Source organism: Amycolatopsis sp. NPDC051373 (assembly GCF_040689465.1).
Lineage (GTDB): Bacteria > Actinomycetota > Actinomycetes > Mycobacteriales > Pseudonocardiaceae > Amycolatopsis.
Genome location: NZ_JBFBAE010000012.1, coordinates 253417 through 266186 on the forward strand (window position 1 = coordinate 253417; position 12770 = coordinate 266186).

The 12770-nt window shown below is 71.7% G+C and carries 13 protein-coding genes, 1 tRNA gene and 1 pseudogene; 3 read left to right on the plus strand and 12 right to left on the minus strand.

The features are described from left to right. Positions 1–104 precede the first annotated feature (104 nt). Positions 105–566 (plus strand): ATP-binding protein, encoded by a 462-nt coding sequence (locus AB0383_RS24100; protein ID WP_366188597.1) that lies wholly within the window; start codon positions 105–107, stop codon positions 564–566. 135 nt (positions 567–701) lie between these two features. On the opposite strand, the gene AB0383_RS24105 is transcribed toward AB0383_RS24100, so the two are convergent. Next, the gene (locus AB0383_RS24105) at positions 702–830 is read right to left on the minus strand and encodes a hypothetical protein (protein WP_364176444.1); all 129 of its coding nucleotides are present in this window, start codon (positions 828–830) and stop codon (positions 702–704) included. 175 nt (positions 831–1005) lie between these two features. Beyond that, positions 1006–1078 (minus strand) — tRNA-Asn (locus AB0383_RS24110). A 123-nt stretch (positions 1079–1201) separates the two neighbouring features. On the opposite strand from AB0383_RS24110, the gene AB0383_RS24115 reads away from it, so the two are divergent. Beyond that, positions 1202–1420: a hypothetical protein gene (locus tag AB0383_RS24115; RefSeq protein ID WP_364064724.1), complete on the plus strand. Its 219-nt coding sequence runs from the start codon at positions 1202–1204 to the stop codon at positions 1418–1420. Positions 1421–1467: 47 nt separating this feature from the next. Here AB0383_RS24115 and AB0383_RS24120 read toward each other — a convergent pair whose 3' ends face one another. From AB0383_RS24120 to dnaG, 3 genes are read right to left on the minus strand one after another with little or no spacing between them, the layout of a single operon-like run. After that, positions 1468–2232, minus strand: a complete 765-nt coding sequence (locus AB0383_RS24120; protein WP_364172795.1) for a trans-aconitate 2-methyltransferase — start codon at positions 2230–2232, stop codon at positions 1468–1470. 54 nt (positions 2233–2286) lie between these two features. Beyond that, on the minus strand, positions 2287–2811 hold the full coding sequence (locus tag AB0383_RS24125; protein WP_366188598.1) for a hypothetical protein: 525 nt from the start codon (positions 2809–2811) through the stop codon (positions 2287–2289). Position 2812: 1 nt separating this feature from the next. Beyond that, the gene (dnaG, locus tag AB0383_RS24130) at positions 2813–4738 is read right to left on the minus strand and encodes a DNA primase (protein ID WP_364172800.1); all 1926 of its coding nucleotides are present in this window, start codon (positions 4736–4738) and stop codon (positions 2813–2815) included. A gap of 43 nt (positions 4739–4781) precedes the next feature. Here dnaG and AB0383_RS24135 point away from each other — a divergent pair, with 43 nt between their 5' ends. Further along, positions 4782–5738, plus strand: coding sequence for a sigma-70 family RNA polymerase sigma factor (locus AB0383_RS24135; RefSeq protein WP_364172803.1), 957 nt, complete (start codon positions 4782–4784; stop codon positions 5736–5738). 13 nt (positions 5739–5751) lie between these two features. Here AB0383_RS24135 and AB0383_RS24140 read toward each other — a convergent pair whose 3' ends face one another. The 7 genes and pseudogenes from AB0383_RS24140 to AB0383_RS24170 form a co-directional block, all read right to left on the minus strand. Continuing rightward, positions 5752–6618, minus strand: coding sequence for a GNAT family N-acetyltransferase (locus tag AB0383_RS24140; protein WP_366188599.1), 867 nt, complete (start codon positions 6616–6618; stop codon positions 5752–5754). A gap of 65 nt (positions 6619–6683) precedes the next feature. Beyond that, entirely contained in the window at positions 6684–7250 is a 567-nt protein-coding gene (locus tag AB0383_RS24145; RefSeq protein ID WP_364172808.1) for a carboxymuconolactone decarboxylase family protein, read from the minus strand. Between the two features lie 106 nt (positions 7251–7356). Continuing rightward, positions 7357–7473: pseudogene (locus tag AB0383_RS24150) on the minus strand (CPCC family cysteine-rich protein); the annotation flags it as partial. A gap of 3 nt (positions 7474–7476) precedes the next feature. Then, entirely contained in the window at positions 7477–9273 is a 1797-nt protein-coding gene (locus tag AB0383_RS24155) for a glycosyl transferase (protein WP_364173487.1), read from the minus strand. A gap of 35 nt (positions 9274–9308) precedes the next feature. After that, positions 9309–10397, minus strand: coding sequence for a serpin family protein (locus AB0383_RS24160; RefSeq protein WP_366188600.1), 1089 nt, complete (start codon positions 10395–10397; stop codon positions 9309–9311). 376 nt (positions 10398–10773) lie between these two features. Beyond that, positions 10774–12051 carry a deoxyguanosinetriphosphate triphosphohydrolase gene (locus AB0383_RS24165; RefSeq protein ID WP_366188601.1) on the minus strand — a complete coding sequence of 426 codons (1278 nt, stop codon included), beginning with the start codon at positions 12049–12051 and terminating at the stop codon, positions 10774–10776. Positions 12052–12095: 44 nt separating this feature from the next. Further along, on the minus strand, positions 12096–12737 hold the full coding sequence (locus tag AB0383_RS24170; RefSeq protein WP_364172819.1) for a YdcF family protein: 642 nt from the start codon (positions 12735–12737) through the stop codon (positions 12096–12098). Positions 12738–12770 lie beyond the last annotated feature (33 nt).

Genomic DNA, 12770 nt, shown 5'->3' on the forward strand with positions numbered 1-12770 from the left:
CTGGCGCAACACCACCCACGACTGGGCCGGCACGGTGGACACTGCACACCTCGAGGCCATCCGCTCCGCGCCCCCGGAGTTCGCCAGGCGGTGTGCGGCATCTGGTGCTCGAGGTCTTGGCCTACGCGGCAGAGGAGGCCGAGGCGTGCGGCGGCGGTACCGTCGTGGTCACCGAGCACGCGGATGGTTCGATCTCTGTCGCCGACGATGGGCGCGGCACCGACACCCGCGTCGGCAATGCCGGGCGCACAGTCAAGAAGCCGGTCATGGCGACCAAGGACCTGCGCTTTTTCGACCACCCGGCGGCCGCCATGCTGCCTGACGGGCATCCGCGCCGGGGCATGTCGGTGGTGGCAGCGCTGAGCGAATGGCTCGAGCACGTCAACCGGCGCGCGAACGGATCGTGGCGGCAGCGCTACGAGCGCGGCATCCCCGTGACCGACCTGACCCCGATCTGCGATGACGGCGCCACAGGCACCACCGTCCACTTCCTTCCGACACTGCGCGGGCCGGTGGACTTCAGGGGGCTCGACTTCGGACCGCACTTCACGGTGGTCCTCCGCTGACGCGCCGAAACACACTTAGGTCGCGCGCAGCGCGCGCCGTCCTGGGTCTCTCCCACCAGCGTGCCCTCGATCAGCAGGTGCAGCCAGTCGGCCGCGCGCTCACGGTGGCGTGGTCCATCTCCTGCAAGTCCCACATCAGGCGCTCACGAAGCGACCGGCGGAAACGTCGGTCTCGACACAGACCGGATAGTCGAGAATCTCGAGGGCGACGTCACTGGCGAAGCTCAACGCCGACACCGGGCATGGCTTGTCGGTCGAGATCACCTTCGAGACGTTCGGCTCAGGGTCACGGATCGACTACCCGCGCGTCAGCCGATGCGACACCTGGGAAGACTGAGGCATGCCCGCGTGCCGTCACGAACGAACGGGGTTTATCGCCCTTAAATCGCCCCTACTCCGGGTAACAAAAAAGCCCAGGTCAGCGACCTAGGCTTGGATGCTCCCCCGCTTGGACTCGAACCAAGAACCCTCCGGTTAACAGCCGAATGCTCTGCCAGTTGAGCTACAGGGGATCGTATTCAGTTGTGCGCCGGAGGTCCGGCGCGATGGAAAGAACTTTAGCGCACCGCCTGCGCCACCCGAACAGGGGGCCCCTCTTCGCGGATCACGCCCAGGGGGCGCCGGATTGCTGGACAATGGAGAGTCGGGAGTCCGACGAACGAGAGGCGTGGCCGCTGATGAAGAAGTTCCTGCTGGGCGTGGGTCTGGGATACGTGCTGGGGACCAAGGCCGGCCGGGGACGGTACGAGCAGATCGTGCGCACCTACCGCAAGGTGATCGACCACCCGATGGTCCAGGGCGCCGCGGGAGTGGCGCGCGCCAAGGTCGGCGAGAAGTTCGGCCGGGGGCGCTGAGCCGCACGCGTACCGCCCAAGGGGGTCCGTGAGCGCGCCCGGAAACGTCAGAGGATCCGCGCGACGAAGAAGATGCGACGGAACTCGAACCACGTCGTGCCGTCCGCGCGGGGCGGGTAGGCCTCGTCGAGGAGCGGGGCCAGCTCGGCGCGGAAGGACGTCCAGTCGTCGTCCGGGAGGGCGGCGCGGATGGGGCGCAGGGCGGTGCCGGTGATCCACTCCAGCACGGCGTTCTCGCCGGCCAGGCGCTGCATGTACGTGGTCTCCCAGGCGTCGACGAGGCAGCCCGCGTCGGCCAGCAGGGAGGCGTACTCCAGGGGCGACGACACCGCCTCGTTCTCCCGCAGAACGAGGGAAGCCAGGCGCGAGGACCACGCCGGGGAGGCCGCCAGCTCGCGCGTGATGCGGTGCGACGGGGCACCGAAGTTGCCCGGCACCTGCACGGCCAGCACGGCACCCGAGGGCAGCTGCGAGACCCAGCGGCGCAGCAGGTCGTCGTGGCCCGGCACCCACTGGAGCACCGCGTTGGAGACCACCACGTCGGTGTCCGGGTGCGGCGCCCACTCGCGCACATCGGCGACGTGCGCGTCCACTCCACGAGAGCGGGCGGCGTCCACCATCTCCGGCGAGCTGTCCAGGGCCTCCAGCGTGGCGCCGGGCCAGCGCCGGCCCAGGTCGAGCGTGAGGTTGCCCGGGCCGCAGCCCAGGTCGACGACGCGGCGGGGCGCGTCGGACGAGATTCGCCCGATCAGGTCATAGAAGGGGCGGGCCCGAAGGTCCGCGTAGTCGAGGTACTTGGCCGGATCCCACATGGCGAACCTCCCGAAAGATAAACCGTACGCCCGTACTGAGTACGAGCGTACTGCTCACTCCCCCGGGTTGGCCAGCTTCTCGGCGACTTCCCCGGCGATCGCCTCCACCAGCGCCGGGTCGGTGCCCGGGTCGGGGCGCACTTGCAGCACCGTGCCGTCACGGCCGGGGACCTTGCGCTGCACGAACCACGCGCCGCCGCCGGTGCCGAAGTCGTGGCGGTGGCGCGAGCGCACTGAGCCGTCGACGCGCAGGCGTACCTGCGGCGGCACCTTGCCCGGCGCCGGCAGCCGGAACCGCACGGGCGGGCGGTCGACGACCACCATCACGGCACCGGCCTCCCCGGTCTCCTCGGACTCCGTGAGCTCGAAGACGCCCTCGCCCCACGCGGCCTTGGCCACGAGGTGCCAGTAGACGCGCCGGGGGCCGCCCTCGGTGGGGATCCACAGGCCCAGGCTGGTCACCACGAGCTCGCCGCCGCCTTCGACGCCCGCGACCGCGATCACGTTCTCGCCCGCAGCGAGCTCGCCCGGGTAGTCCGCGGGGAGTCCCCCGCCCATCAGACGGTTCAGCCAGCCCATGTCAGTCCCATCCGGACGCGGCCTGCTCGCGCAGCGACTTGCGGTACTGCTCCAGCGCCACGAGGTCGCCGAACAGCGCGCGGTAGTCGTCGGGCGCCTCGACCGGCGAAAGCCGTTGCAGCTTCGACTTGATCTCGCCGATCTGGCGGCCGACGAGGCTCTCCTGCACTCCCGCGAGCACGCCGGAAATGTAGCGCGAGTCCACTTCTCCCAAGGCGCGCAACGGTTCCACGGCCAGCTCGCTCAGCACGCGCCGCACCGTCCCTTCCGGACAGTGCTGCGTCGCGGCGTCGAGCAGGGCCGAGCCGGTGAGCCCCGACGCGGCGCCGCCGGCCTTCAGCAACGCCAGGTGCACGGCCACGTACACGGGGTGCGTGAACGCCTCTTCGGGCAGCGAGTCGTACTCCGGCCCGGCGATCGCGGGCTGCTGAAGTGCGGCCTTGAGCGCCTCGCGCTGGCCCATGAACCGCGGGTCGCCGGGGGCGGGCCGCGGCAGGTCCTGCTTCTCCGGAGCCGGCTCCGGCGCGGCGGCCTGCCGGGAGGCGGGCTGACGCAGCTGCGGCGTCTGGCCGCCGCGCTTGGCCGCCGTCCCGGCGGCGCCGCGCACGCGGTTCACGACCTGCGCCACGTCCTGCCAGCCGACCCACCACGCGAGCTTGGAGGCGTAGCCGTCGCGGCTCGCGCGGTCCTTGATGGCCGCGACCATCGGCACGGTCTTCTGCAGCGCCGAGACCTGGCCGTCGACCGAGTCGAGGTCGAACTGCTTGAGCGTGCTCTTGATCACGAACTCGAACAGCGGCGTCCGGCGCGCGACGAGGTCCTTCACGGCCGCGTCGCCCTTCGCGATGCGCAGCTCGCACGGGTCCATGCCGTCGGGCGCCACCGCGATGTAGGTCTGCCCGGCGAAGGTCTGGTCGCCTTCGAACGCCTTGAGCGCGGCCTTCTGGCCCGCCGCGTCGCCGTCGAAGGTGAAGACAATCTCGCCGCGGAAGGCGTCGTCGTCCATCATCAGCCGGCGCAGCACCTTCATGTGGTCCTCGCCGAACGCGGTGCCCGACGACGCGACGGCCGTCGGCACCCCGGCCGCGTGCATCGCCATCACGTCGGTGTAGCCCTCGACCACCACCACCTGGTGGCGCTTCGCGATCTCGCGCTTGGCCTGGTCGAGGCCGAACATGACCTGCGACTTCTTGTAGATCTGCGTCTCGGAGGTGTTGAGGTACTTCGCCTCGATGCGGTCGTCGTCGAACAGCCGCCGCGCGCCGAAGCCCACCACGTCGTTGCCGACGTCGCGGATCGGCCACACCAGCCGCCGGTGGAAGCGGTCCATCGGGCCACGCTGGCCCTCCTTGGACAGGCCCGCCGCGAGCAGTTCCTTGACCTCGAACCCGCGGTTGAGCAGGTGCTTCGTCAGCTTGTCCCAGCCGCCCGGGGCGAAGCCGCAGCCGAACTGCTTGGCCGCGGCGGCGTCGAACCCGCGCTCGGAGAGGAAGTCGCGTGCGGCGCGGGCCTCATCGGTCACCAGCTGCTCGATGTAGAACTCGCTCGCCGCGCGGTGAGCCTCGATGAGCCGCGAACGCGTGCCGCGGTCGCGCTGCACGCTCCCGCCGCCACCCTCGTAGTTCAGCCGGATGCCGACGCGGTCCGCCAGCCGCTCGACCGCCTCGACGAACGAGACGAGGTCGATCTTCTGGATGAACTTGATGACGTCGCCACCCTCGCCACAGCCGAAGCAGTGGAACGTGCCGTGAGTGGGGCGCACGTTGAACGACGGGGTCTTCTCGTTGTGGAACGGGCACAGCCCCTTCAGGCTGCCGCCCCCGGCGCGCCGAAGCGCGACGTACTCCCCGACGACCTCGTCGATCCGGTTGCGCTCACGCACCTCCGCGATGTCGCTCTCCCGAATCCGTCCTGCCACGGTATCCACAATAGTTCTCCCTCCCCGGTGGCTTTGCGGCACACTCGGCCTCATGCGCACACCGACGGCACTCGACGACCTCGCTGCGGAGTTCGCCGCTCACCGCGGCCACCTGATCGGGGTGGCCTACCGGCTCACGAGCACCCGCTCGGACGCGGAAGACGCCGTGCAGGAAGCGTGGCTGCGCCTGGCCGCGCTCGACGACGCCGGGCGCGCCGGCATCCGCGACCTGCGGGCCTGGCTGACCACCGTCGTCGGCCGCATCTGCCTCGACCGGCTGCGCTCGGCGCCCGCGCGGCGCGAGCAGTACGTGGGACAGTGGCTGCCCGAGCCGATCGTGACGCCGTTCGGCGCGCCGGTGAGCGAGGATCCGCTCGACGCAGCCGTGCGCGACGACGGCATCCGCATGGCCGCGCTCGTGGTGCTCGACAAGCTCACGCCCGAGCAGCGCGTGGCGTTCGTGCTGCACGACGCGTTCTCCGTGCCGTTCGCGGAGATCGCCGGGATCCTCGGCTGCTCCCCCGACGCCGCCCGCCAGCACGGCTCCCGGGCCCGGCGCGCGCTCGAGAGCGCCGACCCGCCGCCGCGCGCCGAGCTCACGGAGCAGCAGCAGGTGCTGGAGAAGTTCGTGACCGCACTGCTGGCCGGCGACATCCGGGCGATGGCGGAGGTGCTGCACCCGGACGTCGTGCTCATCGGCGACTCCGACGGCAAGGGCCGCACCACACGCCAGATCATGGTGGGCGCCGACAAGCTGTCGCGCTTCTTCCTGGGCCTGATCCAGAAATACGAGCCCGGCGTGATCAGCCGCGGCGCCCCGATCCTCGTCAACGGCGACCTCGGCCTCTGGCTCCCGCCGATGCCCGGGCACGACGGGTTCCTCTCCGTCGACGAGCACGTGCAGTCCATGAGCCTGCGCGACGGCCGCATCGTGGCCATCTACGACATCGTGAACCCCGACAAGCTCACGCACATCACGCGTCCCGGGTCGGCGAACTCGAGCGACTGAGCGTCATCGGGCTTCAGGCGCCTCGCGTTCGGTCCAGCCGCTCGGGAAGGCGCCGGAAACCGGCCGACTCATAGGTGGCGACGGCGGCGGCACGGGAGCTCGGGGTGCAGACCAGCGCGCTCGACGAACCCAGCTTATTGAGCTCGGCCGCCGCGGCGACGCAGATCATCCGGCCGTAGCCGCGCCCGCGATGGTCGGCGTGGACGCCCATCGGTTCGAGCAACCCCGGCTTCCCCGGACCGGCCGACCAGATCGTCACCCCCGCCACCGGAACCCCTTGGCCGTCGCGGGCGAGCAGACATCGTGCGTCGGTGTACGGCAGCCCGGCCGTCATCGCGCGCCACAGCTCGTCGGTGAACCGCGGGCGGCCCCACGCCGACCGGTGGACGGCGGTGAACTCGGACTCCTGCCCGAGCCCGACGACCTCGACCCGCAGACCCGATTGGTCCACCGGCGCAGTGAGGTCGCGGCGCAGCGGCGTCCACGGCTCGCCGGCGCTCCAGCCGACCTCGGACAACATCTCCTGCACCCGGGTGCCGTCCGGTGCCTCGACGGAGGCCTTTCCCGCCGGCAGGACGCCACGTCGTGGTTCGGACACGTCCGCGACGACCTGGTGAGCCAGCTCCTCCTCGCGCCAGGCCGGGGGCGAGACAGTCATCCGAACCACGTCGGGACCGTCCAGGAACCCGATGGCCAGCAGCTGTCCGTCCCGGCTCCAGGTCCGCACCGCCGCCGCCATCGCGTCCGCGCCGAACTGCCAGTGCCAGCCCAGGTCGCCCGGGTGCAGCTGGATCGGCGCGGTGTCGCGCTGCCAGGCGCGAAGGGCGCGGACGACGTCGCCGAGCCGGCCGGCGTCCGGTGTGCTCAGTTCGACGGCCACGGTGGTGATGAAACACCTTCAGGCCGGAGCGGGCACTCGAATTGCCGGGCCGGGACACCTGGCGGTCACGGCATCGGCACCCGGCACGCGTCGCCCGAGGTGAAGCCCTGGTCGACGATGCCGAGCGCGCTGTTCATGCGCGCGCGGGAGTTCTCGAGCGCGATCTGGTATGTCAGCTCCAGCACGCCGGCGCGGCCGAACTCGGCTTCGAGCTCGGCCACCTGCTCGTCGGTCACGCTCACCTGCGCCCCCGACATGGCGTCGGCGTAGGCCACGGCCAGCCGCTCGGTGCGGGAGAACGCGGGTGAGGTCGCGTAGTCGTCGATGTGGCGCAGCCGCTCGATGTCGAGGCCTTCGTGGCGCTGCAGCATCGTGCCGAAGTCCACGCACCACGAGCACCCGATCCGCGTGGCGACGCGGTACACCGCCAGCTCGCGCACGTTGGCGGGCAGCCGCTTCGACGCCTTCTCGGCCATCAGCTCGTGGACCACGGTCGCGCGCAGCAGCCCGGGGTTGTGGGCCACCACGGCCATCGGCTCGGGCACGGCGCCGAAGCGCTTCCCGGCGAACCGGTAGATCAGCTTCAGCAGCGGGCCGGCCTCGGTGGTGCGCTTCGCCGGGATGCGGGGCATGGTCGTCTCCTCTTCGTCGGTGCTGACGGAGGAACGAGACGGGCCGCGCGGATGTGACAGCGGCCGTCAGCGTCGACGGCGGGATCGACTTGGCGCCAGCCTCGGCGGGCCACCGCAGCTGGATCGCGTCGTCTTCCCAGAAACACACGGCGCAGATCGCATGAGAGCCCGGCGGTTCCTCGAACACCAGGTGCCCACAGCACGGGCGCGGGTACTGGGCCATCAGCTAGCGGCGGGCCGTGACCGCCCGCACGTCCCAGATCCACACCCCGTCGACGAACTGCGCGGGTTTGCGCAGCAGCAGCTCGACGGTGGCGCGGTAGGCGTCGGCGTGCTCGCGCGGGATGAGGACGAGCACGCTGGCGTTCCAGTAGCGCAGGTCCTTGATCGTCTGGTCGCGGTCGGCGTCGGTGACGGGCTGGACCTCGCCGGAGTCGCGGACGCGGTCGAGGAGGGTGGACGTGGGGACCTGGTAGGAGCCGTAGCGGCCGCGTTTGTCGTCGGGGCCGCTCGGGCCGACGAAGTAGCCCTCGGGCATCGCGTAGCCCAGGCCGGCGTCCATCTGCCAGTGCAGCGGCTCCGACTCGCCCGAGCCGGGCAGCGGGACGGGCACCACGGTGCCGCCAGGGGCGACGTAGGTGCGCCAGGTGCCGTCGGCGAAGAAGGCCGGCGTGGGCGGGCGGTCCTTGACCAGCAGCTGCGTCGGCGCGATCGGGAGGAGCACTGCGATCACCGCGCCCACCCAGAGCAGGCGCAGGGGCAGCCGGTGCTTGCCCTCTTCCGGGTCCGGCAGGGTCTCGGCCGTCGCGAACACGCGCTCGGTGGCGATCGCCAGCAGCGCACCGATCGCGGGCACGCACGCCATCGCCAGGCGCGACTCCAGCAGCGACTCGAACAGCGGCAGGTCGGCCAGCAGCTTCCACGGCCCGGCCACGCCGGTGTCCACGTGCACCGCCATGAGCTCGACGCCCATCGACAGCCAGGCCATGAGGAACATCGCGATCGCGAGCGAGCGCGCGACGGCCTCGCGCCACAGCCAGATCGTGACCACGGCCATGAGCACGATGAGCGGCCAGCCGAAGAACGCGTTCTCCTCGGTGCGGTTGATCGACACGTCGGCCGCGGCGTCGGGCTGGCCGGCGATCGACTGCGTGGCGAACCGCGTGAACGCGGCGAGGTCGTTGCCGACCGGGCCGTGCTCCAGGCCGGAGTAGCTCTGCGGGCCGAAGAACTGCCACCACAGCGGGAAAGCCACCAGCACGCCGGTGATCACCACGGCCAGCCCGCCGCCGAGCAGCAGCGGCCGCACCATCGCCTTGATCTCCCGCGGGCGCGACGCGAGGTACGCGACGGCGAAGATCACGAAGCCCAGCGCGAAGATCAGCAGCGGCTCTTCGCCGAGGAAGATCTGGTACGCGGTGAGCACGCCGAGCCAGATCCCGTTGCGCACGAGCTTGCGGCCCTGCGCCAGGTGGATCACCTTGAGCGCCAGGAACGGCAGCACGAACCACGCGACGAAGTTCGGGTGCGCGTTGCCGTGCGAGATCATCGACGGCGCGAACCCGGCCACCGCGCCGCCGATCGCCGCCGCCGCGCGGTGGCGCACGAGGTGGCGCGAGAACACCCAGTACCAAGCAGCCGCGGTGCCGGCGAGGCTGCCGGTGAGCGCGATGGCCCACGTGACCGTGGGGCCGAAGGCGAGCGTGATCGGCGTGAGCGGTATCCCGACGCCGAGCATGGCCGTGTTGGCCATCATGTTCACGCCGAGCGGCCAGTTCTGCAGGTCCGAGCTGAGCGGATTCTGCAGGTGCAGCACGGATTTCGCGGTGACGTCGAAGAACCACTCCCAGAGGTTCTGGTCCGACGCGCTGTTCCACAGGTAGCCCGTGCCGAGGTCGCCCCAGAGCCCGCCGTACAGGATGAAGGCGAACGCGACAAAGGCCGCCACGATGCCGGCGTCAGCCCACGACGGGCGCAGCTTCGGCGTGACGGCGGGCGCGGACGGCCCGGGAACGGCGGGGATCAGCTCGGTCCTCGCTTCCGGTTGGAAAAGACTCACTACGGGCGCACCACCCGCGCGAAGAAGTACACCGCGCCGGTGCCGGCGTGCCGGACGAGCAGGAGGAACGGCCGGTCCACCGCGACTTCGAGCGGCTCGGCCGTGGACAGGGACAACGTGCGCATCTGGATCGCCGTGGCGGCCGCGCCTTCGAGGCCCTGCTCGTCGAGTCGCAGCACGGCCTGGTGCACCACGCTGTCGACCCACAGCGGGCGCGCGGCGGTGAGCCCGGTGAGATCGGCGTCGGTGGTGAACACCTCGCGCACGCCCAGCGCGCGGAGGGCGCCGTCGAGGTCGGTGCGGACGTCGAGCTTGATCTTGGGCAGCGAGAGGCGCACCTTGCGGCGCTTCGGGCCGTCGAGGAGCTTCTTGAGGTTCCGCGTGTCGAGCGCGGCTTCGGCGGGTGCGAGGTCGCCATCCGGGAGCAGGACCACGGCTTCGACGCCGCCTTGCGCGGGCAGGCTCACGACCTGCCAGCCGTCGGCGTGGTGGTAGCCGACGGTCTCTTCGAGGTGCATGGTCGGTACCCGGCGGGTGGCCCCGGGGCTGTGGAAATCGGCGCGGGCCGTGGCGCCGTCGGGGAACGGGTGGCGCCAGGCGGTCTTGAGGTAGAGCGCGTTGACAAGGCTGGCGCGGGTGTCGGCGCTGATCGTGCCCGAGGGCAGCAGCTCCGGGATCAGGCCGTGGGTGATCCGGTCCACGTCGGTATTGATCAGCCCGCGCGCGGCTTCGGGGTCGGTGGTGAAGGGCGCGGTCTCGGCTTTGCCGCCGGGCCAGGTGACGAGCTGGTCGAGGAAGGCGCTCTCGACGGTGATGGCGTCGGACGCCCACAGCGTGTTGGCCACGGCCAGCTGGGCTTCGTCGCCGAGCGTCGCGGCGTCGCGCAGCGCCGTGGCGTGCGCGTCCAGGTCGGCGTCGCTGGTGGCCAGGAGCTTGCGCAGCTCCTCGGCGGTCCGCCCGCGCGCCGCCCGGGCCGCCAGGCCCAGCGCGCTGGCCGCTGAGTACGGCGAAAAACACGCGTCGCCCCCACCCGCCGCGGCGGTGCGTCCCAGGGCGAGCGTGAAGTCCAAGTGGCTGTCCACGGCCATGCGGCGACCGTACCCGACCGGGTGGTTCCGGCGGCACGGAACCGATCAGCCGAAGCCTGGGCGACACCTTCGCCGCCCGTTCGCCGAAGCTGCAGTCTCCTGGCCGCTCGACGGCTCTGGTCCAAGCCCGAGGTCACCGGTACCCACGAGCAGCTCCGCGGCGTGATCCCGGCGCGCCGGGATCACGGCAACCGAGGAATGGCGAGGGGCGCCGGGCTACGCCGCTTTCGGGCATGCCGATGCACCGCCCGCGCCTCGTGCAGGGGAGCCGGCGATCGGACCGTGAGCCAAGCCAAGGCTCGCGCGCCGGTTCGCTGCGTGGCCGGTCAGCCGTCACCATCCCGTTGCGCCCGCCAAGCAGCAAGACAGCGGCAGGTCAGACGTGCCGGCCCACGTGCCAGCGGTGCCATTCGTGGGCTTGCGCGTCGGTGAGCGAGGCAACCTGGTCGACGACCACCCGCAGGCGCGCGGCGTCGTCGGCGGCCGCGTGCCACGGGGGCACGAAGAGCGGGTCCAGGGACTCCGGTGCGCGGCGCAGCAGTGCGGCGACCAGCTGCGCGATCAGCTCGCGCTGGCCGTCCTGCATGGCGAGGCGGCGCCGGTCGCTCATGACGTAGCGCAGGGCCAGGGCCTTGAGCAGCGCGACCTCCGCCGCGACCTGGTCCGGGACGGCGAGGCGGGCGCCGTAGCGCAGCAGGGGGCCTTCGCCGTAGACGCTGCGGGTGCCGGTGACCGCGGCGGAGGCGAAGCGGCCCACTAGCTCGCTCGTCAGCTGCTTCAGCGCCACCTGCGCGCGCAGCGAACCGTCCGGGGCGGTGCGGACGAGGGCGGCCACGACGGGCAGGTCGAGCAGTTCCTTGGCCGCGCCCTCCAAAGTGGACGCCGACAGCGTGGAGAAGTGCCGCGCCGCGGCCTCCGCGACGGCCGCGCGTTCGTCCGGATCCGCCAGCACGCTCAGCGAGATGCGCCCGGCCAGCACGCCGTCCTCGACGTCGTGGACGGAGTAGGCCACGTCGTCGGACCAGTCCATGATCTGGGCCTCGAGGCACCGCCGCTCGCCCGGCGCCCGGGAGCGCACCCACTCGAACACGGGCACGTCGTCGGCATACACGCCGTACTTCTGCTGCCCCGGCCGGCGCCGCCAGGGGTACTTGGTGGTCGCGTCGAGGCAGGCGCGCGTGAGGTTGAGGCCCGCCGCCGCGCCGGCGTCGTCGAGGGACTTCGGCTCCAGGCGCGTGAGGATGCGCAACGTCTGCGCGTTGCCCTCGAACCCGCCGCACGCCTGGGCGACGTCGTCGAGCGCCTGCTCACCGTTGTGCCCGAACGGCGGGTGCCCGATGTCGTGCGCGAGCCCGGCCGTGTCGACGAGGTCCGGGTCGGCGCCCAGCTCCTCGGCGATGCCGCGCCCGATCTGCGCGACCTCCAGCGAATGCGTGAGCCGCGTGCGCGGCGCCCCGTTGACTTCGGCCCCTTCGCCGGGGCCGACCACCTGCGTCTTGCCCGCCAGCCGGCGCAGCGCGGCCGAATGCAGCACCCGGGCGCGGTCGCGCGCGAAGTCGCTGCGCCCGTCGGGCCGCGCGCCGGCCAGCGCCGCGCCCTTGGGTGCCTCGGCCAGCACCCGGGCGCGGTCGTACTCGGAGTACCCGTCGCTCACCCGGTCAGCTTAAGCGCGGCCACCGACAAATTCCCCGGGGAAGTTCAGCCCATGAAGGTGTCGAACAGCTCGTCGGCCGGCGATTTCGTGAGCTCGTAGAACAGCAGCGCGCCCGTCTCGCGGAAGATGTAGCGGACCTGCGTCACGCGCTCCTGCACGATCGGGCCGCTGTGCGTCGGCGCGGTCCACGCGTCGAGACCGAGGTCCGACGCCATCGTCCGCGCGCGGTAGGAGTGCCACGGGTCGCTCACGAGCACCGCCGTGTGCCAGCCGCGCGCCTGCACCTGGTCGGCCACGGCACGCAGGCTCCGCAGCGTGTCGCTGCCCTCGCCGACCGCCAGCGTCGCCGACGCGGGCACGCCGTGCTGGTTCAGCCACCGCGCGCCGGCCGCGGCCTCGGTGAAGTTGTCGGCCGCCTTCTTGCCCCCGGCGGTCACCACGGTCTTCGCGACGCCCGCGTCGTAGAGCTGGCGTGCCTTTTCCAGCCGCGCGGTGAAGATGTCCGACGGCTTGCCGTTGTACTGCGCGGCCCCCAGCACCACGATCACGTCGGCCTGCGTGCGGTCGTTCTCGCGCGCGACCTGCCACACGCGAAACGCCGTGCCGCCGACGACGGCGAGCACCACGAGCACCGCGCCGAACGCAATGCGGCGCAGCCAGCTCACAGGCGTGGGTGGTGTTCTCATGCCCGCCATCTTTTCAGAGCCGCACGCGATTCC